We start from the raw sequence: 25,369 nt of genomic DNA on the forward strand, positions 1-25,369 counted from the left end.
GGCTCTCTGCCGAAGAGAACTCAGCGTTAGCGTAGGATGGGGGGCTTTGCTCCCAATCCGTGTTAAAATGATGAAAGCGGAAAAATTTAAAAAAGGATTAAATCACTAATGGATAACTTAACCACCCTGCAAGAACGCTTAGGGTACACATTTCAAAACAAAGAGCTCCTTATTGAAGCGCTGACGCATAAAAGCTACAAACAGCCCTACAATAATGAGCGCTTGGAGTTTTTGGGAGATGCGGTACTCGATCTCATCGTCGGTGAATACCTCTATAGCAAATTTCGCGGATACGACGAGGGGAAACTCTCAAAAATGCGCGCATCACTCGTCAACGAAGAGGGTTTTACCGCTCTCGCCCTCCACTTGGATCTTGGAGGATATATCTATCTCTCCAATGCCGAAGAGAACAACAGCGGTCGAACCAAAAGCTCACTCCTCTCGAATGCGTTTGAAGCACTCATGGGGGCAATCTACCTCGAAACCGGTTTGGGCAAAGTGCAGGAGATTACCATTGATCTCCTCGAACACGTCCATCCTGATATTTCGCTCGATTCACTCTTTAAAGACTATAAAACTTCTCTCCAAGAGCTGACCCAAGCCCATTACGGAACCACTCCCGAATATCAGCTCATCGCCGCTCACGGCCCCGATCATAAAAAAGAGTTTGAAGTTGCCGTTATCATCGACGGCAAGCGATACGCCTCCGCTCAGGGAAAAAGTAAAAAACAAGCCCAGCAAGAGGCGGCGCAAATCGCCCTTGAGATGCTGTCAAAGGAGCTCAAATGAATCGGTTTGGTGAACGTTTTACCATAACAACATTCGGCGAATCCCACGGCAAAGCGATCGGCTGTGTTCTCGACGGTGTCCCTGCCGGACTCGAAATCGATGAAGCGTTTATTCAAAGCGAACTCGATCGCCGCAAACCGGGGCAGAACGAGTTTGCTACCGCACGCAAAGAAGAGGATAAAGTTGAGATCCTCAGCGGCGTATTCGAAGGATTTAGCACCGGAACACCGATAGCGATGGTGATCTACAACACCGACCAAAAGAGCGGTGATTACAGCAATGTCAAAGATATTTTTCGTCCGGGTCATGCAGACTTTACCTATTTTCACAAATACGGTCTCCGCGACTATCGCGGCGGCGGACGCTCATCAGCACGCGAAACGGCGGCGCGCGTTGCGGGAGGAGCGATTGCGAAACTCATGCTCCGTTCTTTGGGGATCGAGTTTGCCAGCGGTATCAGTGCTATCCACGGCATCGAGGCACAAAGTCTGGATTTCTCGTATCCAAAAAACAGCCCTATCTATGCCCTTGACGCGAGCGTAGAAGAGGCTCAAAAAGCGGCAATTTTAACGGCTAAAAATGCTCATGATTCGGTCGGAGGCGTTGCTACAGTCAAAATTTCACATCTTCCTATCGGCTTAGGACAGGGGCTTTATTACAAACTCGATGCAGTGTTGGCAGAGGCAATGATGGGAATCAATGCCGTCAAAGCGGTTGAAATCGGCGAGGGAATTCACAGTGCAGAGCTCCTCGCCAGCCAAAATAACGACCCAATCACTCCAGATGGTTTTAAAACCAATCACTCCGGTGGCATTTTAGGGGGGATGAGCAACGGGGATGATGTCATCTTGCGCGTTCACTTCAAACCGACCCCGTCGATTTTCATCGACCAAGAAAGTATCGATACCCATAATGAGTCTATCAATGTCTCTCTCAAAGGTCGTCATGATCCCTGCGTCGCTGTACGCGGTTCTGTCGTTGCCGAATCCATGGCGGCACTTGTCGTTGCCGATATGCTACTGCTCAACATGGGTTCAACAATGAACGGCGTAAAAAACTACTACGTATAAATATTTAAGCTTTCTTTCACTACCATAAAGAATTCCTATAAAAAGGGTTCTTTGTGCTGAGTACGACTCAAAACTGCTATCTCCTTGACACTTCCGTTATTTTAGATGATCCCACCAACATTTTACGAATCAGTGATGAAAATCACAACGGTATCGTTATCACTAACATCGTTTTGGCTGAACTCAACAGTAAAAAAGACGATATGCGCTCCGAAGCGGGCTTTCAGGCTCGGGAATTTTTCCGCCTTGCTGATGCTGCATGGGGCGAGCCGATCAGTTTTATAGAGCTTCCTGAGTGTGTTCGCAAGCATGTTGATATGGATGCATGTAAAAATGACCGTTACTACCGGTTAGCCCTCAATTATGATCGCTCCCTCCACGGAGGTGAGGCGAATCTCATCGACCTCTTTATCGTCCACCGTGAAAATTACCGTATATCTCACAATTTTTCAGAGCCGAAAGGGATCAATGATGCCAAAATCGGTGAGATTGCCGATGATTACGACCTTACCCTCCTTAGCAATGATATGTCCTTTCGCATCGCCGCCGAGATTCGGGGAATCCGTACCCAGAGTATCCGCAACAGCAGTGTCGAAGCACCGGAACAAATCGATTTTACTTACACGTATGAGTATGAAGAGACTCCGGCAATCCCGGAGGGTGTCGAACACCATAATTTTGACCAAATCACTTTTGTCCAAAAGGCACTCAGCACCACCTCTGAGATGTATGAAACGGGAATCCAACGTCACGCATTCAGCTTCAATAACCAAATCGAGTGGTGTGATTTCGATCGACGTTTCGGGGAACACTTCAACGAAGAGTTTGTCCGTCCTCTGAATCTGGAGCAAAAGTTTTATTACGCAATGATGACCCATCCGCAAAACTATGTTAGCGTTGTCTCCGGTTCAACCGGATCGGGAAAAACCCTCGTTGCCCTCCAAGCTGGGCTGGAACTGGTCGAAGAGGGAATTGTAGAGGGGATCGTCTATGCCCGTAATACCGTGACTTCGAACGATCAGCAAGCGGAACTTGGATTTCGAAAAGGGGATGAGGAGCAAAAGCTCGGCTTTTTCATGTATCCCCTTTATGCTGCCGTCAACTTTACGATTGAGCACCAAAGCAAACGCTCCATCGATGCACGCGTCGAGTATACCGGCAATACTAACTCGGTGAAACGGGAAAACGCCACCGAAGTGTTTATGAAAAAATACAATATCGAGGTCATGGATATCGCCCATATGCGGGGAACAACCATTTCACGCAAATTTGTAATCATCGACGAAGCACAAAACATGACCAATGCCACTCTCAAACTGATCGGAACCCGCATGGGAGATGAAACACGCCTCGTGGTCATGGGTGACCCGGGACAAATCGACCATCCGTTCCTCTCCAAACGACGCAATGCCCTTGTGAGCTTGCTGAACAAAGCACAGCACAACAACTTTATTGCAGGGATTCAGTTGCGACATACGATACGAAGTCAGGTAGCGGATTGGTTTGATAAGAATTTTTAGAGATTTTTCCGTTCGCCCTGAGCCTGTTGAAGGGCAGTTCATGGTTCGACAAGCTCACCACGAACGGAAAAGTATAAATAGTTAGATTGGAAGAACGCGGATTTTCTGTGAAAGTTTCTCTTTAAGCGTCGCTTCAATAGCGTACAATGTCCCCGTACTTGAACTCGCACAGCCGTTACAGGCACCCAAATAGCGAATATACACGTCGATATAATCAGGAGAATCTTTGATATCGATAACCTCCATATTTCCGCCGTCCATAATCAAAAACTGACGAATTGACTCATCGACTACGCTGTCAATCGCTTTGATCTTTTGAACCAATGTCATCGCTTCGAAATCACCATGCGCTCCGGCATCTGCCGCATTGCGCATTTTTTCCTGATCCATTTCAGCGCGTACATCGGCAAGGATATCCACAAGATAATACTCACGCGCTTCATGTCCGCCCGGTTTGATACACGATTTACAGAATCCGCCCGCTTTAGTGTAATCGGTCACTTGCTCGATGGTTTTGAGATCATTGAGCTTGATCACTTCACGAAGTGTTCCAAGACTGACGCGGGCACATTCGCACACGATAATCTCATCTTCAAAACTGCTCTCATCAACGCCGAGATAAAGCCCCGCCGCTTTTTTGATAACGTCGTACGCCATAACGGAACAGTGCATTTTTTGCGGTGGAACAGCCGGTATTTCAGGGTCATCACGGAGTGATTTTTCGACATCGATATTGGTAATTTTAACCGCTTCTTGTACCGTCTTTCCGATACAGAGCTCTGCCATCATATCCGAACTTGCAATCGCCGTACCGCAGCCAAAACTTTTAAATTTTGATTTTACAATCGTATCAGTCGCAGGGTCCACTTCCCAATACAAACGAACGGCATCGCCGCAGCTCTCCGCTCCGAAATCGGCAACAATAAGCTTGTGTCCTGCCGCGTCACACTCCTCTTGAGTGATCTCCCCTTGATTGTTAGGGTTGTTCATTAATGTTGTTACTTTGTCAGAATACTGATCCCAAAGAGATCCGCCCAATAAATCGTTTTTTGCCATAATAGAATCCTTTAGTGATGTATTCCGCATGCGGTTGCTTCACCGCCGGCAGTGGGTTGTACAATTGCATACGAACTTGAAATAGCGCGTAATCTTAAAACAGCGCCTCTAAAACGCTCGATCACATAATCGATCTCCGCGTCTGTCGTAAAACGGCTGAGGCTCAAACGAATCCCCGTATGGGCTAACTCATTATCGGCACCGATCGCCAGCATGACCGTATTTGCTTCGAGATCTTCCGAGGCACAGGCCGAACCGGTAGAGGCACCGATGAGAGCATTGTTCAGATCCCACAACATCCCCTCCCCTTCAACCCCGCGAATGGAGATCAAAATCGTATTCGGTGTTCGGTTCTCGCGGTTTCCGACGACCATTACGTCACTGAGCCCTGAGAGTAGCGCATCTTCCAAGCGGTCACGTTTAGCACGGATTAAACCCATTTTTTCAGCGATATTCTCTGTTGCCAGCTCGATCGCTTTTCCCATCCCTACAATATAAGGGACATTGAGAGTACCCGATCGGCGTCCTCCCATATGTTCTCCGCCGTGTAACAATGGGGTAAGCGCTTCCGAATTGCGGATATACAAGGCTCCGATCCCTTTAGGACCGTGAAATTTATGGGCGGACATTGATAAAAAATCAACATGAACTTCTTGCATATCAACCGGAATTTTACCGACAGCCTGAACCGCATCTGTATGGAAAAGAACCCCTTTCTCTTTACAGATTTCACCCATCTCTTTGATCGGGAAGATCATCCCTGTTTCGTTGTTTGCCCACATGATGGAGACAAGCGCCGTTTTATCGGTAATGAAACTACGAAGCGTATGGGCTTCAACAATCCCTTGATCGTTCACCGGAAGATAGGTTACTTTGACCCCTTGTTCCTCGAGGAATCTACAGGTAGAGAGGACGGAGGGATGTTCGATTTCACTGGTAACGATATGGTTTTTATCCCCGTTTACAATCTTATCAATCCATACCGATTTCAAGACCCAGTTGTTCGATTCGGTAGCGCATGAGGTAAAAATAATATCATCTTTATCGCTCGCGTTAATCGCTTTGTACATCTGATTAATCGCTTTTGTAATCGCAGGGTGTGATGCGGTACCAAAACGATGCAGTGAGTTCGGGTTTCCGTAAATCTCACTAAAATACGGAACCATCGCCTCTACGACGGCAGGATCGACCATCGTTGTCGCGTTGTTGTCCAAATAGACTTGCATATAATGCTCCTATACTAGGGTTCTAAATAAAAGACTAATTTAGTCTTCTTTAACTTTTGGGATAATAGTGCAAACGACGTTATAGTAACCTTAAGGGTTTTTTATGTTTAGGAAGGCTTAAGGTATGTGTCAATTCCCCATTAATGCTATCATCTGATCAACCGTCTCATTAAAATCGCTTTTGAATTTTGCACCTTGGGATAGAAATGCTTCCATCTTCTCTTTTTTATTGATCGCCTCATCGAGCTCTTTATCGGTACCTTTGACATAGGCTCCGATACGGATCAGCATCTCATTCTCTTTTAAAAGTGTATAGAGGCGACGAAAACGGCGCACTGCGGCAAAATGTTCCGGCGAGATAATATCGTTCATTACACGCGATGCAGAGTTGAGAATATGGATTGGTGGATAGATTCCAAAATCGGTAAGTTCACGCGAGAGTACGATGTGACCGTCGAGAATCGAGCGTGACTGATCGGCGATCGGATCGCTCATATCATCCCCCTCTACCAACACGGTGAAAAAGGCGGTAATCGAACCGTTCCCTTCCTCTTTTCCGGCACGCTCCATCAACTGCGGCAAGAGCGTCAACGACGATGGCGGATACCCTTTTGAGGTAGGAGGCTCGCCCAATGCAAGACCAATTTCACGCTGTGCCATTGCAAAACGGGTTACCGAGTCCATCATGAACAATACATCGTGCCCTTGCGCTTTAAAATATTCCGCCACACTCATCGCACTAAACGCCCCGTATTTTCGCATCAACGGCGAATCATCACTGGTTGCGACAACAAGGACGGTATTTTCGAGATTGCCTCCGAGAGATTTTTCGATAAATTCGGGAACCTCACGTCCCCGCTCACCGATAAGGGCAACCACCTTGATGGGCGCATCGGCACCACGAACGATCATCCCCATGAGGGTCGATTTCCCCACACCGCTTCCGGCGAAGATACCGAGTTTCTGCCCTTTTCCGCACGTGAGGAGTCCGTCAATCGTTTTGACACCGACACTGAAGGGCTCATCGATCATCCCCCGCTTCATTGCGGCAATAGGGGCTTTAATAATCGATTCGAGATGAGTCCCGGAAACAGGACCTTTACCGTCTATCGGATTCATAAAGGGATCGACTACCCGTCCGAGCAACGCCTCACCCACTTCGATCATCATACCGCTTTGATTCGGATAGACTTTATCCCCGGCTCGGAACCCTTCCACAAACCGAAAAGGGGTAATAAAAAAACGGTTGCGCTCTACCTCGCTCACCATCCCGAGTGCCTCTGCACCGCTGATCTCTGACACCATCAGCACCGTATCACCGATACTGACATGCAACCCCTCGGCAACAATAACCGTGGGGCTGATTTTGGTCACCGTACCGAATACAGTCGTCAATTTTTCAACCCCTAAACGACCGCGAAGTGCTTTGAGCGGCATGGTTTAGTAACGGTTCCCGCTGGAAGAGTTGATCAAGCTGAAAAACTCCATTCGGGTCTTTTCATCTTTTTTAAATAATCCTCGTAACGCACTTGATGTCGTTGTAGAGCAGATTTTTTCCACTCCGCGCATCTCCATGCACATATGGCGCGCTTGGATCACCACCGCAACCCCTTTAGGCTCTACCGCTTCCATCAATGCATCGGCGATCTGCTCGGTCAACTGCTCTTGAATCTGCATCCGTCGCGCAAAGACATCGACAACACGAGGGATCTTGGAGAGCCCAACCACTTTTCCGTTCGGGATATAAGCAACATGGGCCCGTCCGATAATCGGAAGAAGATGGTGTTCGCACGTCGAATAAAACTCGATATCTTTGACTAAAACCATCTCATCGTTGCTGCTCGCGAACATCGCCGAATTTAAAATGGTTTGAGGATCTTCTTTGTACCCGCCGAACATAAATTCATACGCTTTCAAAACACGGCTTGGAGTTTTTTCCAACCCTTCTCGATTAACGTCTTCACCGACATAGCGAATCATCGTTTTGACCGCTTCTTCAAAGTTTTGTTGTTCATTTTCTTTTGACATCGGTTCTCTCATCGTTAAAAATATTGGTCATTAAACTATCTCTATTACTCTATCATTACTTTGCTTTTATTTTAATTCAGCGTAGCATTAACCCTTTTTGGATATTATTGCCACCATTTAGTCTAATATGAGACGTTAACAAAAGGGATTCAATGCAAATTACTACGAACAAAATTGACTCAGCCAACGCGAAAATCAACGCGGCTATCACTCGCGGGACAATCGATTCTAACATCGAAAAAATCGCTAATCAGCTCTCTAAAGAGGCAAAAGTTGCCGGTTTCCGTAAAGGCAAAGTACCGGTAAGCGCCGTGAAAAAGCAATACGGCGAACGCCTTGTTCAAGATGCGGAAGCACAAGCATTGCGTGATCTTTTAAGCGCTGGACTTAAAGAAATGGCCATCGCTGCGGATACACTCATCGGTGAACCTCAAATCGCTAAATTTGAAAAAAACGACAACGGTATCGATGTTGAAGTCATCATCGCAACCCGTCCTGCTATCGAACTCGGCGATTATGCGGCTATGGTTCCTGAAGTTGCAAAACCTGCAATCGATGATGCTGCGATCATGACCCGTATCGAAGAACTCGCATCTGCTCAAGCACCTCTCGTAAATGTTGATGAAGATCGTGCGTTGATTAGCGGTGACAGTGCATTGCTTGATTTCGAAGGTTTTGTTGATGGCGAAGCATTCGAAGGTGGAAAAGCGGAAGATTTCTCTCTTCGTCTTGGAAGCGGCCAATTTATCCCTGGATTTGAAGAGCAGGTAATCGGAATGAAAAAAGGGGAGGAGAAAACCATCGATGTTACCTTCCCTGAAAACTACGGCGGAGCAAAACTTGCTGGCAAACCGGCACAGTTCAAAGTGAAAATCAACGCAATCCAAGCGAAAGAAGCGGTAACTGTCGATGACGAATTGGCGAAAAAAATGCTTCCTGGATATGAAGATGCCAGCGTTGAAATGCTCAAAGAAAAAGTTAAAGAACAACTAGAAACCGAAGCGATGAGCGTTATGTACAACGACGACCTCAAACCTTCATTGATGGAAACATTCGTAACGGCATTCACAATCGATCTTCCTGAATTCATCGTTGAGCAAGAGATGGATATGGCATTGAACAAAAAAGCGCGTGAACTCAGCGAAGCGCAACTCGAAGAGCTCCGCAACGATGCTGAACAAGTCAAAGCAATGCGCGAAACGTTCCGTGACGATGCGTGCCGTGCCGTTAAAGCAACCTTTATCGTAGACGCGTTAGCTAAAGCGGAAAACATCATCGTCAACGAACAAGAATTGATGCAAACCATTTATTACGAAGCAATGCAAATGGGTCAAGATCCTGCGGCAGTCTACAAGCACTACCAAGAATCAGGCTACCTTCCTGCGATTCAAATGGCAATGATCGAAGATCGTGTTCTTAGTAAATTGCTTAACGATAAAATCAAGTAATCACGATGAGCTACATCCCTTACGTCATTGAAAAAACGGGGCGCGGCGAGCGCTCATATGATATTTATTCACGTCTTCTCAAAGACCGTATCATCATGCTTAGCGGTGAAGTAAACGATCCGGTTGCCTCTTCAATCGTAGCACAGATGCTCTTTTTGGAAGCGGAAGATCCACAAAAAGATATCTATTTCTACATCAACTCTCCGGGGGGGGTTATCACCTCTGGAATGGCGATTTACGACACGATGAACTACATCCGTCCTGATGTGAGTACGATCTGTATCGGTCAAGCCGCATCAATGGGAGCATTTTTGCTCAGTTCAGGGGCTAAAGGGAAACGATATGCGCTTCCTCATGCACGTATCATGATTCACCAACCTCTCGGCGGCGCTCAGGGTCAGGCAACCGATATCGAGATTCAAGCCAAAGAGATTTTGCGCATGAAAGCAGAACTCAATGAGATTTTGGCAAAGAACTGCGGACAAAGTATCAAAAAACTCGAAAAAGATACCGATCGTGATAATTTTATGTCAGCCGCAGAAGGTGTAGAATATGGTATCATTGATGAAGTATTGATCCAAAAAGAAAAAGAAGAGAAGTAAAGGCTAAAATATGGCGAGTCTTGGTGATCTAAAACGCTCACAACGCCAAAAAAACACGATGGAGGGAGACTCCATCAGTGCCGGATCACTCGGTGATCCAACCAGTGATCTTGAAATTTTTTCCAAAGAAGTTTTAACCGCCCTTATCTCCGATAATCTCCCCCCGACCCCCAATAATTTTGCCCTCTATTTTGATCGTATCTTGGATGAGAAAAGCGAAAGCTTACGCCGCCAGATCGGATCAATTCTCGAGTTTGAAGAAGATGATCAAAGCGACAAGAGTATAGCCCTCGAAAAAACCCTCAAACAAGGTTTCTCTTCGGTCAAAAGTATTTTACAGCTCAGTGCAACACTCTACAAAAATATCTCTTTGATGGAGAAGATTTTGGAAAAACGGGGCGAAGAGATCAAAAACATCCCCTCACTAGCCGGGGCGAACGATCTCATAGCATCTTTAGGGAACGACGTCAGTAAACTCAGCGGTATCTTGAAAAAACAAGTAACCCACATGAAAAGCATTTATGAAGAGACCGCTACCATCGTCAAGCAAGTAGAAAATGAGACCATTTTTGATAATCAGTACGGTGTCTACAACAAACGCTACCTTATTGCCAAGCTTGAGCAAGAACGTAATCTCATCGATGAGTTTAAACACAAAAGTTCCCTGATTTTTGTCCGCCTCTCCCAAGAGACGGCAAATACGATGCAAAGCGAAAAAGCACAGCAACTTATGATTCGCACCGTTGCGCGCTTGCTCCTTAAAACTTCCAGACGCAGTGATATCGTTGCACATTTCGGTGAGGGCGTTTTTGCAATGGTCCTCAAACATACCGATATCGAAAGTGCCAAACGGGCTTCTGAGCGGCTTTACGACCTTGTAGCCTCCAGTAATTTTTTCCTCGCTGAGCAGGAAATTCAATTGCGCATCGCCATCGGTGTCGCAGAGCTCAAAGCATCTATCGGAGTTGATCAAACTCTCGTTTGCACGCTTAATGCTATGGAAGCGGCAGATCAGGATTCCTCAGCTCGTTATATGGTTTGCAATCAGTAAGGCCCCCATGATTCTCCCGATTATTACCTATCCGAACAAACAACTCAAAGTCCGCTCATCTGCAGTGGTCAATTTCGACGATCTTCTCCACCGTTTTTTGGATGATATGTTTGAGACCATGATGAGCTCCAACGGTATCGGGCTAGCGGCTATTCAGGTAGCCAATCCCATCCGTGCACTGATTCTCTGTATCCCCGATGAAGAGGGAGAACAAAACAAAGAGAATCTTATTGAGATTATTAATCCCGTTATTCATGATCCCAAAGGAAATGTCCTCTATCAGGAGGGGTGTCTAAGCGTCCCCGGTTTTTATGAAGATGTTGAACGCTTTGAAACCCTCATGCTACAGTATCAGAACCGCCATGGAGAACCATGTACCTTAGAGGCTAATGAGCTTTTAGCCATCGCCATTCAGCATGAAATTGATCATTTAGAGGGAAAACTTTTCATCGAAAAGCTCACCTATAACCGCCGCAAGAAATTCGAAAAAGAGTATAAAAAAGCCCTCAAAGAGAAAAAATAACGCTTAGATAAATATTGCGTTTTGCAATATTTATCGCTTGCTCTCACCTATTTGCTACAATATCCGTTAAATAATATTCTGGACTATCCATGAAACAATTACGGTGTGCTACATTTGAGGGGATTGACGCTGAGAGCGTCGAAGTACAATTCACTGCGACCAAAGGGCTGCCTGCTTTTAGTATCGTCGGCATGGCAAACACCGCCATCACTGAGTCCAAAGAGCGTGTCAAATCAGCTCTTTTAAGCAATGACTTTACGTTCCCCCCTAAACGGCTCACCATCAACCTCGCCCCCAGCGATCTGCGCAAAGAGGGATCACATTTCGATCTCCCTATCGCTGCACTGATAGCACTGGGTAATTTTGAGGGAGATTTGTCGGAATGGTATGTATTTGGAGAGCTCGGGCTGGATGGTAGTGTCACCGAAAACACCCTCCTCTACCCCATCATCCTCTCCCTCGCCAACCAAGGAGCCATCACCCGCGCCATCGTCCCCAATGTGAGCCTTCCGAAACTCTCTAAAATCCCTAACATCACCTTTTACGGAGTCGATACCCTGACCGACACCCTCAATCTGTTGCGTTCAGACACGCTCCCTGAAGCAAAAGCGCATCTGAGTACTTTCGATTTTGATCACTTGATCCACAACGAAAAAAGCTACTATTTTCACCAACACTATCCCCTCGATTTTATAGAGATAAAAGGGCAAGAACACGCCAAACGCTCTGCCCTGATAGCGGCGGCCGGAATGCATAATCTCCTCTTGGAGGGTTCTCCGGGGAGCGGGAAATCAATGATCGCTAAACGGCTCGTACACATTATGCCACCCCTCCATAACAACGAGATACTCGAATGTGCCAAACTCGAAATACTGGAGGGAAAAGAGCCGTCCTTTACCCCCTCACGCCCCTTTCGCTCCCCTCACCACTCCAGTACAGGGGCGAGTATCTTCGGCGGAGGAACCCATAAAGCGCAGATTGGAGAGGTAGGGTTGGCTCATGGGGGCATTTTATTCTTCGATGAGCTTCCACACTTTTCGAAAACCGTCCTTGAAGCACTCAGAGAGCCGCTAGAGGACCGTCATATCCGTATCTCTCGTGTTAATACCAAAGTCACTTATGATGCCAATTTCCTCTTTGTAGCGGCTATGAACCCCTGCCCTTGCGGTAATCTCTTTAGCGCTACTACCGCCTGCCGATGCAGCGATCTCGAAATCAACCGCTACAAATCTCGTCTCTCCGACCCTTTTTTAGATCGTATTGATCTGTATGTACAAATGCACGCCGTAAGTGCAGAGGATAAATCGAGTATCAGCTCACATCAGCTTCACACCCAAGTACGCCAAGCTTTTTTACGTCAAAAAGAGCGGGGGCAAGAGAGATTGAACGGTGCGTTGAATGATGCGGAGATTGCCCGATACTGTCCTTTGAACGATGAAACGCAACAGCTAATCGATCAGGCGATAGGGAGATTCGGATTATCGTTTCGAGCGGTGAGTCGTGTTCTCAAAGTGGCTCGGACAATTGCCGATATAGAGGGAGAAAAAGATATAGAGAAAGCTCATTTACTGGAAGCATTGAGCTATCGGAAGCGCTGAATATGACATTAAACAGAATCTATGCGATTGTAGCCGTATTACTGATCGGGAGCTTCTTATTTAATCGCTATTATAGTTCGCCTGAAGGAGCTAACAAACGTATCGAAAAAGAAGCCGTACTGCTCGCTTTTGGAGACAGTCTCACCTACGGGTACGGAGCTGATCCCACGGAGAGCTACCCCGCACGTTTAGAAAAACTTTTAGGGCGTAAGGTGATCAACGGGGGTATTTCGGGTGAATCTTCCGGAGAGGGCCTCAAACGGCTCCCTTCACTACTTCAAGAGTATAAGCCAAAGATTTTGCTTCTCTGCCACGGAGGAAATGACATTCTTAAAAAACAAGATATGCAAAAACTGCGTACAAATCTGGAGCAAATGATCCGATTGGCGCAATCTCAGAATATCGACGTCATTTTAATCTCCGTTCCGCAATTCGGGATTCTTCAACTCACACCGCCCCCTCTTTACGACGAACTAGCCGAAACATACCACTTAGCAATTGAAGAGGATATTCTTGCTGATATTCTTCATGACAACCGCTACAAAAGTGACTACATCCATCCCAATGCGCAAGGTTACCAAAAGATGGCGGAAGCTATTGAAAAGCTTCTACGCAATCATTATCTGTTTGAAAAGTAGAAGCTCATTAAAATGCAGCCACTACCCACATCGTAATAAAATATCCGCCGACAAGAAGCCATCCGAACATCGCTCCCGCCGTATAAAGCGGAGCGAGCCCCAACCCTTTAAATTTCGCAAAACGTGTCCCCATACCCAACGCCGTCATCGCCATGGTTAAAAGGAATGTATCAATCAGATTAATATTCTCAACGGCAGAAGCGATAAATGTTGCAATTGATTCTCCCACATGCTCAAGAGAGTATTGCTGTAATAATGAGTTGACACCAGCCATACCGACAAAATAAACGGCGAACCATGGAATCACGAGCTTTACGCCGCCCCCTACACTGCCGCTTTTTTTAGCGGCATACGAGAGATAAATTCCCAGTACGATCAGCATCGGTGCAATCATGATAACACGGGTCATTTTAACGATCACCGCCGCATCTGCCGCATCTTTACCATACGCTCCACCGACCGCAACAACTTGTGCCACTTCATGGATTGTCCCGCCGACAAAGATACCGAACGTCTTATCGTCCATCCCCGCAAACACCCCCGCACTGTAGAGGGCAGGATAGAGAAACATTGCGATTGTTCCGAACAGTACAACCATCGATACGGCAATTGCCGCTTTATGCTCTTCGGATTTGAGGACCGGCTCGGTTGCCAAAACTGCCGCCGCACCGCACACCGATGCTCCTGCAGCGGTTAACATAGAGGTATCACGATCCATTTTAAAAATCTTTTGTCCCAAATAGGTTCCGAGGATAAAGGTAGTAGCGAGCATGATAAGCGACACCATAAACCCCTCCATCCCGACTTCAGCGATTTGCTGAAACGTAATACGGAATCCGTAAAAAACGATAGCGAAACGGAGGATTTTTTTACCCGAAAATGTAATCCCCCCTTCCCACACGGAAGGGATACGATTATGAAGGGTATTGGCAAAAAATATCCCCAGAACAATCCCCACAACAAGAGGGGATATCCCGAAATTTTTAACAACTGCCAAATCGGCGATCATCGTCGCAGCAGCAGCAAATATTGCAACAAAAAGAATACCGCTTAGGGTGTCTTTTCGCTTTGTGGGTGAAAACGGCATAATAACTCCTGTAAGTAATACACGTTAGCGGGCAAAGCCCGCCAAAGTCGCAAGGACACTTATGTCCCTTGCAATCCCTAAAGCTTTCCGCATTAATGCGGAAGAGTTCTTTAAAGTAAATATGACATTATAGGATGAATCACAAAATTCTCAAAATCTTACGGAACAACGATCTCTAAACGTATCGGAACGGCATCCGCATTCTCCCCTTTTATCCCTTCACTCTCTTTGATAAATAGGCGTTTTTCAAACCCCGGAGTTTTGATCAAATGAGCTCGGATTATCTGTGCACGCTGCTGTGCTATACCTTGAAGCTCTTGTGAGCTCAACGACTGCAGAGGGATCAGCTTTTCGATGAGTGCCGCAGAATAATGGCGAACATAGGCCGCCTCTTCGGGATATTTCTCTTCGAGAGAAGCTCTGAGAGCTTTGAGCTCTTTTTTATCCAATGATTCCTCTGCCATATCTTCGAGTAATTCAAGACTGATTGCCTGTACCGAATCGATTTTCAGATCTTTATTGCGTTTCAACGTCGCTTGAACCAATTTTTTCGCTTTTAGGGCATGCGTATCCTGTACCTCATCCCATCCGCCGTACACATTGAGCGACAATTTAGGACGTTTGGAAAGCATTGTAATAATCTGATCGAGTTTTTCAACCTGCGGCGGCAAGAGAGTCGCAGAACCCGCTTCAAAATCGATAGAGGAGAGCTTATCGCTCTCGATTCCCATCATAGAGCCTAAGAGTCTAAACGGTGAAGTGACCGCTTTGGTAAAGAGATTTCCGATCACCTGCCATACTACTTTGCCGTATTTAAAGTCAGGGTTATTCACATCCCCCTCGATGGGGAGATCGATATCAATGATACCCTCACTGTCTTCGAGCAATGCCACAACAAAACGCAGAGGCCACGGCGATCCTCCCTCTTTTTCGGCTCCCAATTCGATTTGTTTGATGACAACTCGATTGGCACTGTTTAGTTTCCCTTCGTCAATCTTATACCCAAGATCCAAAAAGAGTTTCCCTCCATCGATCTTGTAACCTAAAAATTCAAGCGAGTACGGAGTGTACCCTTTGAGTTCGAGATTATCAAACGCTACTTTGATATCGGTGAATTTTTTGGGCGCTTTGGTGTTTAAACTTCCATCGATCTTGGCTAATCCGTACTGATCGACTCCTCCGCGCAGTTTCACAAACGTTCTGACATCTTTTGTGGTTGAAATCCCAAGAACTGAGCCTTCTAAATCGTGTATATACGTTTTAAACGGCAAAGGGAGCGATAGATCGCTAAAGGTGGCGCTACTGCCGCGAAGAAGAAGTTTGACAATATCGATTCCAAAAGGATTCCCCGATGTTTTCGTTGCATTGGATTCCGATTCGCTCTTTTTACTCAATGTCGAGTAGTTCAACACTTTTTTCGCATCAATCAGCGCATTAGTATAGAGCCCATCAATTGCCAGTTGATTAATCCGCAGCTGATTGGCCGGGTAAGTATAGACGAACGGTGTGGCACCGATGCTCTCCCATCCAAGCAGCACCGAATCATCCCGGGTATCATTGACGACCCAATCTTCCAATGCCACTTTTCCTCTGAAACCCGTTTTAGACGGATTATAATCATAATCAGCAGCTACCGAGAGTGTTCCACGACGCAGGGAGGCATAGGTGCTCGGTTCGATATACGGATCCACCAACGTTACGTCCAGCGCTTTTACGTTCACCTTCCCGTGAGCGCTCAAGGAAGAGCGTATCAAGCCCCCACTAAGCTCCAAAGAGCTTTTTTGATTGATACGGGTGGAGAAAATCAGATCGTTTTTACGGGTTGGGTCACTTTCAAATCCTTTGAGATTCAGATGGAGTTGATCGAGATTCAGCGAGACACGACGTTTCGGTACCTCATCGATAAACGCTACCGATCCGTTGCTTAGATCAATCTCACCCACCCGGTACCCCCACGGTGCCTCACTCGAGCGTTCTGCAGGTGCGGACGATGCATACGCGTATCGCGAAAGATCGATAGAACCATCTGAGAGACGTTTCAGCGCGACACTGGCTCCGTCAAGAGAGAGTTTTTGAACCGTTGCAAATTTTCCGGCACGATCAAGCTCGATCCCATCAACTGCAATTGCCTCTAATCCCATCGCAAGTGCCTCATCCCTCTGGCGGGTTATCCGCAACGCATCGGTTGCAAGCGAGAGATTTAGAAGCGCTTTTGTATCACTCGAAACACTCCCGCTGTGGAGACGAAGATTACTCAACACTGCCCGATAAGGTTCTCTCGGAGCGTTGTCACTCCACTGCACCACGGTATTTTCAACGGCTACACCCCCAAGGGCAAAGGTCCATGGCTCACTCTCCGTTTCGTTTTCATCTTTTGGAAATGCTTTTTGAATGGCTTCAAGATAGCTCAGCCAATCGATTTTCCCCTCACCGGAGCGCTCGGCCGAGAGATTGATTCCACCCAGTGTGAGGGAACGTGCGTTAAATACCTTCTTAAGCGGCTGCACGTTCCCATCATTGAGCCGAAGCGTTGAGAGGGTAAAGAGATTACGCTGTTCCCCTTTGGGGATGATGCGGAGTTTATCGATTTCAAAATGGAGTTTTGAGAGTTCGGTCGCATTCACATCACTGCTGTCAAATCGGTAATCAAATCCGAATGCAGCGGAACCATCCGCCACTTCGATCGGAAACTTCTCTTTAAAATAGCGCCACGGCGTATAGAGTTTTCCTGAATCAAACGCCATACTTCCACCGATTTTCAGCGGAGACAGAGCATCGACTTTACCGCTTAGATCGATAAATCCCCCCTCATTGATTGTCGCATAAAGGCGCATTTTCCCCTCCGCACTGGAGAGATCTCGTAAATCAATATTATCGAGATTAAATCCGACAGGACCCATATCGAGCGTGTACGCTTTCCCTTCGGCATAATCGCGATAGTTCAACGTCCCGTTTTTTAATCCGAAGTGCTTGATGATAAGCCCTATCGGTTCAGAAGATTTTTCAGCTTTAGGTTCATCGCTACCCAGTTCAGTAAGCCATTTGAAATTAAAATCCCCTCTTTCATCACGATGGAGCGCGATATGCGGTTCACTTAACGTAACCTCATTAACAACCCATCCCCCACGCCAAAGATACGCGAGAGGGTCTACATTGAGTGATAAACACCCAAGCGCGAACAGGTCATGTTTTTGAGGGGTTTTGAAGGCAAGATTTTTCAACGTTAGGTGAAAGGTAAAGGGGTTGAAAGCGGCGGATTCGACCGAAAAAATCCCCCCTTTTGTAGCTTCTGAAACCTTATCAGGAACCATATTTTTGATTGCATACGGAACAGCGAAAAACCCTATGACAGCGTATAGGGCAACGACTCCTCCGATCCATTTTAGTGCCGGCTTAACCATATTGTTCTCCCAAAAAAATCATACATTCAAATCATAATAAATTATTGTATCACAAATGTTTTTTCAAGATAGCGGATTAAGAAAACAAATCCTTTAGGATCGAAAAAAATAACCCGAAAACTTAATCATTTTTTTTGTTTTTCGGGAGTAAAGTTGTGGAAAATAGACCAAAAACGGAGGCTTAGGATGCAAGTTAGTTCCTATATCTTTCAAACTCCTTATTCACAACCGATGCAAGTAGGACGCCCCGATCCTGCGATGATAAAAGAACAAACCCAAAATATCCAAGAACAGCTCGATCAACAACAAAAAAATAGCACTGAGATTGTGGGTGCCAAATCAGAACAAGAGCAAACAGATGTTTTTATCAAATCATCCGCTATGTATCAAAACGACGAGAGTTACAGTGCTACCGCCCTCTCACTCCAAGATTATAAAAGCATTTCCAAAGAGGCTCAACGTTCTCAGAACATTACGGCTTACGTCAATAACAGCGGTAATACTTCAACCGAGGGCTAAACCTATATCATCAGATAATGGCTTGAAACGTTTTTCCAAAAATATCTTCCCTACTTTTAGCCTACTTAAATCTAGTTTTCGACATAATCATCTACTTTATCTGTACACAGGGATAGCCGAAATGAAGCGTAAACAAATTTACAATCCAACCTCCACCGAACATGTAAACGATCGCCAGATTTTCGGCGGAAATCCTACCGGTATTTTCGAACTCAATAATATCAAATATCAATGGGCCTATAACCTCTGGGAGATGATGCTCAACAACACATGGTTCCCTAAAGAGGTCGACATGACCCGTGATGCGGTAGACTACAAATACCTCACCGAAATGGAAAAAACGGCCTACGACAAGGCTCTCTCCCAGCTCATTTTCATGGACAGCCTCCAAACCAACAACCTGATGGATAACGTGAATCCCTACGTCACTGCCCCTGAAGTAAACCTCATTTTGGTACGCCAAAGTTTTGAAGAGGCACTTCACTCTCAAAGTTACGCCGTTATGGTCGATTCGATCAGCCAAAACTCTGAAGAGATTTACGATCTCTGGCGTCGTGATATGATGCTCAAAACCAAAAATGACTCCATCGCCGCACGTTATAACGATCTTGCTAACGATCCATCAGAGAGTGCTTTTGTTAAAGCGTGTTTTGCAAACCAGATTTTGGAAGGGATCTATTTTTACAGCGGATTTACCTACATCTACACCCTCGCCCGTTCAGGGAAAATGCTCGGTTCCGCACAGATGATCCGCTTTATCCAACGCGATGAAGTGACCCATCTCGTCTTATTCCAAAACATCATCAACACCCTCCGACGCGAGCGTAGCGATCTCTTCACGGAAGAATTGCTCGAAGAAGTTTATGATATGTTCCGCAAAGCAGTAGCACTGGAAGTCGCATGGGGACAATACATTACCCAAGGACAAATTTTGGGGCTAACAAACGAAATCGTGGAACAATATATCCAACATCTTGCCGATAACCGTCTTACAGCTGTGGGAATGAAACCTCTCTACAACGTTGCTAACCCGATCAAATGGGTCGATGATTTCTCTAAATTTAACGACCAAAAAACCAACTTCTTCGAGGGGACAGTAACCAACTACTCCAAAGGAAGTCTCAGTTTTGACGACTTCTAAAACCCGTCCCATCGTCTCGCTGTGCTTTGAGACGAGTGAAGATTTTGCTAAAAATCTAGAGCGTCTCGAATCACTCATCGATCAATCCCCGCAAGATGCTGTTATTGTCGCTCCCGAAGTAGTCTTGAGCGGTTTTGCGTATGATCGATTTGAAGAAGCGGCACAATTTACCGAAACGGCACTCGAAAAACTCCTCACATCTGTTGGCAATCGTCTTTTGATCTTTACCGCGATTACCAAAAAGGGCGGGGAATTTTACAACATCGCCTACGCCCTCCATAACTCCCAAATTCTCTACACCCAACCAAAAGCAAAACTTTTCGCACTGGGAAACGAACATAACTATTTTGAAGCCGGAAGAGAAGAGGGGATCGTCCCATTTCTCTTTGAGGGGATCAAAATCGGGATTCTCATCTGCTTTGAACTCCGTTTCAAGAGCCTTTGGCAACAGTTAGAAGGGTGCGATATTATTGCCATCCCTGCTCAATGGGGAAAACTGCGCAGTGAGCATTTCGTTATCCTTACCAACGCACTCGCCGTAATGAACCAGTGCTACGTTATCGCCTCTGACGCAGATAATACCGATACCAGCGCCATGAGCGGTATTATCACCCCTTTTGGCGGAGAGATACGCAATAACGGCTCCGAAATACTAACATCCCATTATGAAAGCCGTACCGTAGAGTCCATGCGACGCTACCTCAACATAGGAATACAATGAGCATCGATAAAATAACCGCAATTAAAACAACCCGTATGGCTGAAGAGATTACCAAAAAGTTTCCTCTGCGCCCTGTTATCAAAACCGCTATTATCAACACGAATCGAGAAGAGTTTGTCCCACTGGCGATGCGCCATAACGCCTACCGTCTCGATGCGCTCCCGATCGGCGCACAACAGTACATCTCCTCACCGCTGACGGTCGCAAAAATGACCCAATATCTAAGCCCCGAAGGGTGCGACAGCGTCCTCGAAATCGGATGTGGAAGCGGCTATCAGGCGGCCGTTCTTTCTCACGTTTTTCGCCGCGTTTTTACGATCGAGCGGATCGAATCGCTCCTTTTGGAAGCCAAAGAGCGTTTTCGCCATTTGCGTCTGGGAAACATTCACACCCGTACCGATGATGGTCAAAACGGATGGGAACAATACGCACCTTATGACCGGATTTTGTTCTCAGCATCCGCACGCATCATCCCCCAAAAACTCTTTCATCAGTTAGCGGAGGGGGGAATCTTGATCGCTCCGATCGATAAAGGACGCGAACAGGTGATTACCCGTTTCACGAAGCAAGGCGGTGTCATCCATGAAGATACCCTCGAAGTGTGCGATTTTGTCCCGGTACTTAACGGAGTGGTGCGCAAATGAGTCTCCCGGAAGCCTTTCGTGAGCGTTTAGAGAAAATTGTTCCGCAGGAACGGTTTGATACGATCGTCAAAACCTTTGATGCACCCAAGCGGGTCACGTTTCGTTTTAACCCTCTAAAAACCTCACCTGAAGCACTCGAAGCCGAGCTGGAACACGAAGGGATCCCTTACGAGCGGGTAGGGTGGGAGATCTTATCGGGCGTTTATCGCATCGCTCCGGAGGATAAACTCCGTCTCACCCAAACCTCTGCTTTTTATGACGGGCGTCTCTACATCCAAAACCTCTCGTCGATGATCGCCCCTGTGTTGCTCGCACCCAAGCCCGAAGAGACCGTCCTCGATCTCGCCGCCGCACCCGGGGGTAAAACTCTGATGCTGGCAGGTATGATGGAGAATACCGGATGGCTCTCCGCCGTAGAGCTTCAGCGTGAGCGTTTTTTCCGCCTCTGCGATAATCTCAAACACCAAGGGGTAACCAACGCCCACACTTACATGACCGATGGCCGCAGTGTCGGTAAAAAGTGCCCTGAAATGTTTGACCGAATCTTGCTCGATGCGCCGTGTTCCTCCGAAGCACGATTTAAAACCCATGAACCCAAATCGATGAGCTATTGGAGTGTCCACAAAGTCAAAGAGACCTCCAAACTCCAACGCCGATTATTGCTCTCGGCGTTCGATGCCCTCAAACCGGGGGGCAAATTGCTCTATAGTACCTGTTCGTTTTCCCCCGAAGAGAATGAAAGCCCCCTTCAGCACCTCTTAGAGCGCCATGGAGACCGTTTAAAGACCATACCCCTCACATTGCCCTTCGATAACGTCCAAAAGCCCCTGACGCGCTGGGGAAAAGAAATTTATGATGAACGGATGCAAAACGCCGTCCGTATTTTGCCGACCGATACGATTGATGGGTTCTTTATCTGTTTATTGGAGAAATTGGCGTGAAATCGATCCTCTTCGTCTGTCTCGGTAATATCTGCCGCTCACCGATTGCAGAAGGTGTTGCGAGAAAGCTGATAGAAGAGTGCGCTCACACTATAGCGGTTGATTCAGCGGGGACAGGGGGTTCACATGTGGGAGAGGCACCGTGTGAACACTCCGTTACCGTCGCCCGTAATCACGGTATCGATATTTCACCTATTCGTGCCCGTCAGGTGAAAAAAGCCGATTTCAACGCCTTTGATCTGATCGTCGCGCTCGATTCATCCAACTATCGCGATCTCAAAGCATTAGGATGTCAGAATTTGGTGAAATTAGGCGATTATGGACATAATGGGGCGGATGTACCCGATCCGTACTTTTTTAACGGTTTTGAAGGGTTTGAGCATGTTTATACGATGATCGAGAGTTGTGTGAATGTATTAGTGAATTCCGTTCGCCCTGAGCCGCTCAAAGGGTAAACGTTCATAGTTCGACAAGCTCACCACGAACGTTAGTGATTACCCGCTAAAGGGGAGTTCTTCGTATCCGAGTGAGGTTCCGAGGATATAAAACGGCGCCTCATCACAACGTCCGCTGTAACTGCCGATCGCTAACGCAGCGCTGTTAGGCGTTAGCTCCACCGTTATCCCCTCGCTCATATCCAAAGCACGTAAAACATTATCGCTCACGAGTTTGGCGTTATTCACGCCGTCCACACGAAACAGCACATCAATCCAGTCATAACCGCGTGCGATGTCCTGAACACTGAAACGAATTTCGATGGAAGTAGGGGAGAGTGGGGTCAGAGAGCGAATTTCACCCTGAGCGGCATTATCGATGCGATCGAGCAGGTTTTTGAGCGTTGAGGCGCTCAGGGGCTTTATTGGCACCCTTCACACTCCATCGAGCGGTCTGCCGTATCTTGCTTTTGCTCCGGTGATTGGGAGCGGAGATAGTAGGTCGATTTGAGACCCAGTTTCCATGCGAGCATGTAGATATCGTTGAGATATTTACCGCTGGCACGATCGAGGGTAATAAAGATATTGAGACTTTGCCCCTGATCGATCCATTTCTGACGGATAGCCGCCGCTTTAACGAGGATCGTTTGATCGAGATCATACGCCGGAGTGTAGTATCCCCACGTCTCAGGACTGAGTTTCGGTGCAACGACCGGAATAAGACCTGAGAGATTCTCTTCAAACCATTTGCGTTTGTAGATCGGCTCAATCGTCTGCGTTGTCCCCGTGAGGATCGAGATCGAGCTTGTCGGAGCGATCGCCATCAGGTAGCCATTACGCATCCCCTGTTTTTTAATCGTTTCACGAAGCTCGTCCCACTCATAGTTCGGTGCAAACAATCCGCCGCGATCCACGAGGTTTTGCACCTCTGCCGTTGCATGATCCATCGGGAGGATTCCACGGCTCCATTTGGAACCCTCATACTCGGCGTAAGACCCTTTTTCGACCGCAAGGTTCGACGAAGCGAGAATCGCGTTATAGCTCACCGCTTCCATCACTTCATCGACTTTATCGAAGTGTTCCTGACTCCCCCATACGATGCGGTTTTCCGCGAGCATCTGCGCTTCACCCATAACACCCAAACCGATCGCACGGCTACGAAGGTTGGTCCGTTTGACTTTTTCCAACGGATAGAAGTTCAGGTCGATAACATTATCGAGGGCACGAATCGCAACCGGAACGATACGGTCGATATCCTCTTTGGTGTGAACACGTGAGAGGTTCACCGACGCGAGGTTACATACCGCCGTCGCACCGTCTACTTTCTCTTTTTCGACGATGTAGATCGGACGTCCTCCGAGAGAATCAAGTGCCGTAACTTTGTTCGCCGGTTTTTCGATCCCGCTGTCCACTTTAACGATCTCATCTTCTTCGAACGTGACAAACGAGCCGTCTTCATATTTAATTTTAATCAAATAGTGATTCGGCTGCGTATTTTGGAAAATTTCGGTACAAAGATTCGAACTGCGGATAATTCCGAAATGATCATTCGGATTGGCACGGTTCGCACTGTCTTTGAAACATAGGAACGGACTTCCTGTCTCAAAATATGAGGTCAAGATCTTTTTCCAAAGATCTTTCGCTTTGGTATGCTCTTTAATCACATTCGGATCTTGTTCAAGTTCGAGGTAACGCTTCTCAAACGCATCACCGTAAAGCTCACTGAGCTCTTTGACATCAAACGGATCGAACATCGTCCAGATACCGTCTTCGACGACACGCTTCATAAACATATCGTTGATCCATAGCGCCGGGAACAAGTCATGAGCACGTCGGCGCTCTTCTCCTGAGTTTTTCTTCACATCGAGGAAATCTTTGACGTCCATGTGCCACGGCTCGAGATAAACGGCGATAGCCCCTTTACGCGTTCCGAGCTGATCGACTGCGATAGCGATGTCGTTGGTAATTTTCAAGAACGGTACGGTTCCGCCGGCGGCATTTTTATGACCGTCGATGAATGAACCCATAGCACGAACCTGCGTCCAATCCCAGCCGATCCCTCCGCCGAATTTAGAAAGCAATGCCATCTCTTTATAGGCATCAAAAATACCTTCGATATTATCCGGCGCAGAACCGATGTAACATGAGCTAAGCTGATGACGGTTTGTGCGGGCATTGGAGAGAGTAGGGGTTGCCATCATCACTTCAAATTTGGACATCATGTCATAGAACTTTTTCGCCCATCCCTGACGATCGCTCTCATTTTGTGCCAAGAACATCGCAACTGCCATAAACATATGCTGAGGAAGCTCGATCGGATCGCCTTGGCGATCTTTGATCAAATAACGGTCATACAATGTTTTAACGCCGAGGTAGTTAAATTCCAAATCACGTTCAGGAACGATGTACGTATCTAACTCCGCCAAATCGAATTTATCTCTCAGACCGAGTAAGATACGCCCTTCGGCTTCGCCACGCTCAAAATAGCTCTGTAAAGAGCCGTAGCCGGTAAAACCGTTTACACGGTGATAAAGGTCATATAAAAAGAGACGAGATGCTACAAACGTCCAATTAGGGGAATCGATATCGATCTTATCGACTGCGGTTTTAATAAGTGTGTGTTGAATCTCATTACTGTTAATACCGTCGCGAAACTGGATTTGTGCATCCACTTCCAATTCACTTTGCGATACGTTTACAAGACCTTTAACAGCTGCAGAGGTATATTTTTGAATTTTTGTAATATCCAACGGTTCGCGGCGTCCGTTACGTTTAACAATGGTTAGCATCTCTCTCCCTTAATAATCCGTCTATTTTAAATGCCAAAAGGTTACCCCCTTTTGGATGATCTTTCCTCTTAACGAGTCAGACAATGTGGTGTATTATAATCACTCAATATTGTATTGTTTCTTATGTTGAAAAAAACTATTTT

Annotated in this window: 23 protein-coding genes; 15 read left to right on the forward strand and 8 right to left on the reverse strand. The window is 46.7% G+C overall.

The genetic code is table 11. From position 1 onward, the window contains the following. Positions 1-108: 108 nt before the first annotated feature. Genes rnc through B649_RS11855 form a run of 3 tightly spaced genes read left to right on the forward strand, consistent with a single transcriptional unit; the run spans position 109 to position 3,379 of the window. Positions 109-789 carry a ribonuclease III gene (gene rnc / locus B649_RS11845; RefSeq protein WP_015654758.1) on the forward strand — a complete coding sequence of 227 codons (681 nt, stop codon included), beginning with the start codon at positions 109-111 and terminating at the stop codon, positions 787-789. Next, entirely contained in the window at positions 786-1,859 is a 1,074-nt protein-coding gene (aroC, locus tag B649_RS11850; RefSeq protein WP_015654759.1) for a chorismate synthase, read from the forward strand. Before rnc ends, aroC begins: the two co-directional genes overlap by 4 nt. A 53-nt stretch (positions 1,860-1,912) precedes the next feature. Beyond that, positions 1,913-3,379, forward strand: a complete 1,467-nt coding sequence (locus tag B649_RS11855; protein ID WP_015654760.1) for a PhoH family protein — start codon at positions 1,913-1,915, stop codon at positions 3,377-3,379. A gap of 81 nt (positions 3,380-3,460) precedes the next feature. Here the strand turns inward: B649_RS11855 and B649_RS11860 are convergent, their stop codons facing one another. The 4 genes from B649_RS11860 to folE all read right to left on the reverse strand — a co-directional run bounded on the left by B649_RS11860 (position 3,461) and on the right by folE (position 7,689). Beyond that, the gene (locus B649_RS11860) at positions 3,461-4,435 is read right to left on the reverse strand and encodes an iron-sulfur cluster assembly scaffold protein (protein WP_015654761.1); all 975 of its coding nucleotides are present in this window, start codon (positions 4,433-4,435) and stop codon (positions 3,461-3,463) included. A gap of 11 nt (positions 4,436-4,446) precedes the next feature. Further along, the gene (locus tag B649_RS11865) at positions 4,447-5,661 is read right to left on the reverse strand and encodes a NifS family cysteine desulfurase (RefSeq protein WP_015654762.1); all 1,215 of its coding nucleotides are present in this window, start codon (positions 5,659-5,661) and stop codon (positions 4,447-4,449) included. A 129-nt stretch (positions 5,662-5,790) separates the two neighbouring features. Beyond that, complete coding sequence (fliI, locus tag B649_RS11870; protein WP_015654763.1) at positions 5,791-7,098, reverse strand: flagellar protein export ATPase FliI; 1,308 nt, start codon at positions 7,096-7,098, stop codon at positions 5,791-5,793. 3 nt (positions 7,099-7,101) lie between these two features. Beyond that, positions 7,102-7,689 (reverse strand): GTP cyclohydrolase I FolE, encoded by a 588-nt coding sequence (folE, locus tag B649_RS11875; RefSeq protein WP_015654764.1) that lies wholly within the window; start codon positions 7,687-7,689, stop codon positions 7,102-7,104. 152 nt (positions 7,690-7,841) lie between these two features. Here folE and tig point away from each other — a divergent pair, with 152 nt between their 5' ends. The 6 genes from tig to B649_RS11905 all read left to right on the forward strand — a co-directional run bounded on the left by tig (position 7,842) and on the right by B649_RS11905 (position 13,549). Beyond that, entirely contained in the window at positions 7,842-9,137 is a 1,296-nt protein-coding gene (gene tig / locus B649_RS11880; protein WP_015654765.1) for a trigger factor, read from the forward strand. A gap of 5 nt (positions 9,138-9,142) precedes the next feature. Beyond that, positions 9,143-9,739, forward strand: coding sequence for an ATP-dependent Clp endopeptidase proteolytic subunit ClpP (gene clpP, locus B649_RS11885; RefSeq protein ID WP_015654766.1), 597 nt, complete (start codon positions 9,143-9,145; stop codon positions 9,737-9,739). 10 nt (positions 9,740-9,749) lie between these two features. Next, a complete protein-coding gene (locus tag B649_RS11890; RefSeq protein ID WP_015654767.1) occupies positions 9,750-10,790 on the forward strand; it encodes a diguanylate cyclase in 1,041 nt (346 codons plus the stop codon). Between the two features lie 7 nt (positions 10,791-10,797). Then, complete coding sequence (gene def / locus B649_RS11895) at positions 10,798-11,313, forward strand: peptide deformylase (protein WP_015654768.1); 516 nt, start codon at positions 10,798-10,800, stop codon at positions 11,311-11,313. An 89-nt stretch (positions 11,314-11,402) separates the two neighbouring features. Beyond that, complete coding sequence (locus tag B649_RS11900) at positions 11,403-12,911, forward strand: YifB family Mg chelatase-like AAA ATPase (protein WP_015654769.1); 1,509 nt, start codon at positions 11,403-11,405, stop codon at positions 12,909-12,911. A 2-nt stretch (positions 12,912-12,913) separates the two neighbouring features. Continuing rightward, entirely contained in the window at positions 12,914-13,549 is a 636-nt protein-coding gene (locus B649_RS11905; RefSeq protein ID WP_015654770.1) for an arylesterase, read from the forward strand. A gap of 7 nt (positions 13,550-13,556) precedes the next feature. Here B649_RS11905 and B649_RS11910 read toward each other — a convergent pair whose 3' ends face one another. Together B649_RS11910 and B649_RS11915 are read right to left on the reverse strand one after the other, a co-directional pair. Next, positions 13,557-14,636 carry a YeiH family protein gene (locus B649_RS11910; protein WP_015654771.1) on the reverse strand — a complete coding sequence of 360 codons (1,080 nt, stop codon included), beginning with the start codon at positions 14,634-14,636 and terminating at the stop codon, positions 13,557-13,559. A 158-nt stretch (positions 14,637-14,794) separates the two neighbouring features. Continuing rightward, positions 14,795-18,037 carry a DUF748 domain-containing protein gene (locus B649_RS11915; RefSeq protein WP_015654772.1) on the reverse strand — a complete coding sequence of 1,081 codons (3,243 nt, stop codon included), beginning with the start codon at positions 18,035-18,037 and terminating at the stop codon, positions 14,795-14,797. Between the two features lie 186 nt (positions 18,038-18,223). Here B649_RS11915 and B649_RS11920 point away from each other — a divergent pair, with 186 nt between their 5' ends. The 6 genes from B649_RS11920 to B649_RS11945 all read left to right on the forward strand — a co-directional run bounded on the left by B649_RS11920 (position 18,224) and on the right by B649_RS11945 (position 22,458). Beyond that, a complete protein-coding gene (locus tag B649_RS11920) occupies positions 18,224-18,556 on the forward strand; it encodes a hypothetical protein (protein ID WP_015654773.1) in 333 nt (110 codons plus the stop codon). Positions 18,557-18,677: 121 nt separating this feature from the next. Then, positions 18,678-19,697: a ribonucleotide-diphosphate reductase subunit beta gene (locus tag B649_RS11925; protein ID WP_015654774.1), complete on the forward strand. Its 1,020-nt coding sequence runs from the start codon at positions 18,678-18,680 to the stop codon at positions 19,695-19,697. Then, positions 19,684-20,418 carry a carbon-nitrogen hydrolase family protein gene (locus B649_RS11930; protein WP_015654775.1) on the forward strand — a complete coding sequence of 245 codons (735 nt, stop codon included), beginning with the start codon at positions 19,684-19,686 and terminating at the stop codon, positions 20,416-20,418. The genes B649_RS11925 and B649_RS11930 overlap by 14 nt, the downstream gene beginning before the upstream one ends. Beyond that, positions 20,415-21,062 (forward strand): protein-L-isoaspartate(D-aspartate) O-methyltransferase, encoded by a 648-nt coding sequence (locus B649_RS11935; protein ID WP_015654776.1) that lies wholly within the window; start codon positions 20,415-20,417, stop codon positions 21,060-21,062. The genes B649_RS11930 and B649_RS11935 overlap by 4 nt, the downstream gene beginning before the upstream one ends. Beyond that, positions 21,059-22,003 carry an RsmB/NOP family class I SAM-dependent RNA methyltransferase gene (locus B649_RS11940; RefSeq protein ID WP_015654777.1) on the forward strand — a complete coding sequence of 315 codons (945 nt, stop codon included), beginning with the start codon at positions 21,059-21,061 and terminating at the stop codon, positions 22,001-22,003. The genes B649_RS11935 and B649_RS11940 overlap by 4 nt, the downstream gene beginning before the upstream one ends. Beyond that, positions 22,000-22,458, forward strand: a complete 459-nt coding sequence (locus B649_RS11945; RefSeq protein ID WP_015654778.1) for a low molecular weight protein-tyrosine-phosphatase — start codon at positions 22,000-22,002, stop codon at positions 22,456-22,458. Before B649_RS11940 ends, B649_RS11945 begins: the two co-directional genes overlap by 4 nt. Positions 22,459-22,497: 39 nt before the next feature. On the opposite strand, the gene B649_RS11950 is transcribed toward B649_RS11945, so the two are convergent. Together B649_RS11950 and B649_RS11955 are read right to left on the reverse strand one after the other, a co-directional pair. Next, positions 22,498-22,869 carry a hypothetical protein gene (locus B649_RS11950; RefSeq protein WP_015654779.1) on the reverse strand — a complete coding sequence of 124 codons (372 nt, stop codon included), beginning with the start codon at positions 22,867-22,869 and terminating at the stop codon, positions 22,498-22,500. Next, positions 22,860-25,226, reverse strand: a complete 2,367-nt coding sequence (locus tag B649_RS11955) for a ribonucleoside-diphosphate reductase subunit alpha (RefSeq protein WP_015654780.1) — start codon at positions 25,224-25,226, stop codon at positions 22,860-22,862. The genes B649_RS11950 and B649_RS11955 overlap by 10 nt, the downstream gene beginning before the upstream one ends. Between the last annotated feature and the right edge of the window lie 143 nt (positions 25,227-25,369).

The sequence above is a fragment of the Candidatus Sulfuricurvum sp. RIFRC-1 genome, from assembly GCF_000310245.1.
Classification (GTDB): domain Bacteria; phylum Campylobacterota; class Campylobacteria; order Campylobacterales; family Sulfurimonadaceae; genus Sulfuricurvum.

Coding starts and splice junctions, on each gene's coding strand:
- rnc (WP_015654758.1), top strand. CDS start 109: ATGGATAACTTAACCACCCTGCAAGAACGCTTAGGGTACACATTTCAA.
- aroC (WP_015654759.1), top strand. CDS start 786: ATGAATCGGTTTGGTGAACGTTTTACCATAACAACATTCGGCGAATCC.
- B649_RS11860 (WP_015654761.1), bottom strand. CDS start 4,435: ATGGCAAAAAACGATTTATTGGGCGGATCTCTTTGGGATCAGTATTCT.
- B649_RS11865 (WP_015654762.1), bottom strand. CDS start 5,661: ATGCAAGTCTATTTGGACAACAACGCGACAACGATGGTCGATCCTGCC.
- fliI (WP_015654763.1), bottom strand. CDS start 7,098: ATGCCGCTCAAAGCACTTCGCGGTCGTTTAGGGGTTGAAAAATTGACG.
- folE (WP_015654764.1), bottom strand. CDS start 7,689: ATGTCAAAAGAAAATGAACAACAAAACTTTGAAGAAGCGGTCAAAACG.
- tig (WP_015654765.1), top strand. CDS start 7,842: ATGCAAATTACTACGAACAAAATTGACTCAGCCAACGCGAAAATCAAC.
- clpP (WP_015654766.1), top strand. CDS start 9,143: ATGAGCTACATCCCTTACGTCATTGAAAAAACGGGGCGCGGCGAGCGC.
- B649_RS11890 (WP_015654767.1), top strand. CDS start 9,750: ATGGCGAGTCTTGGTGATCTAAAACGCTCACAACGCCAAAAAAACACG.
- def (WP_015654768.1), top strand. CDS start 10,798: ATGATTCTCCCGATTATTACCTATCCGAACAAACAACTCAAAGTCCGC.
- B649_RS11900 (WP_015654769.1), top strand. CDS start 11,403: ATGAAACAATTACGGTGTGCTACATTTGAGGGGATTGACGCTGAGAGC.
- B649_RS11905 (WP_015654770.1), top strand. CDS start 12,914: ATGACATTAAACAGAATCTATGCGATTGTAGCCGTATTACTGATCGGG.
- B649_RS11910 (WP_015654771.1), bottom strand. CDS start 14,636: ATGCCGTTTTCACCCACAAAGCGAAAAGACACCCTAAGCGGTATTCTT.
- B649_RS11915 (WP_015654772.1), bottom strand. CDS start 18,037: ATGGTTAAGCCGGCACTAAAATGGATCGGAGGAGTCGTTGCCCTATAC.
- B649_RS11920 (WP_015654773.1), top strand. CDS start 18,224: ATGCAAGTTAGTTCCTATATCTTTCAAACTCCTTATTCACAACCGATG.
- B649_RS11925 (WP_015654774.1), top strand. CDS start 18,678: ATGAAGCGTAAACAAATTTACAATCCAACCTCCACCGAACATGTAAAC.
- B649_RS11935 (WP_015654776.1), top strand. CDS start 20,415: ATGAGCATCGATAAAATAACCGCAATTAAAACAACCCGTATGGCTGAA.
- B649_RS11940 (WP_015654777.1), top strand. CDS start 21,059: ATGAGTCTCCCGGAAGCCTTTCGTGAGCGTTTAGAGAAAATTGTTCCG.
- B649_RS11955 (WP_015654780.1), bottom strand. CDS start 25,226: ATGCTAACCATTGTTAAACGTAACGGACGCCGCGAACCGTTGGATATT.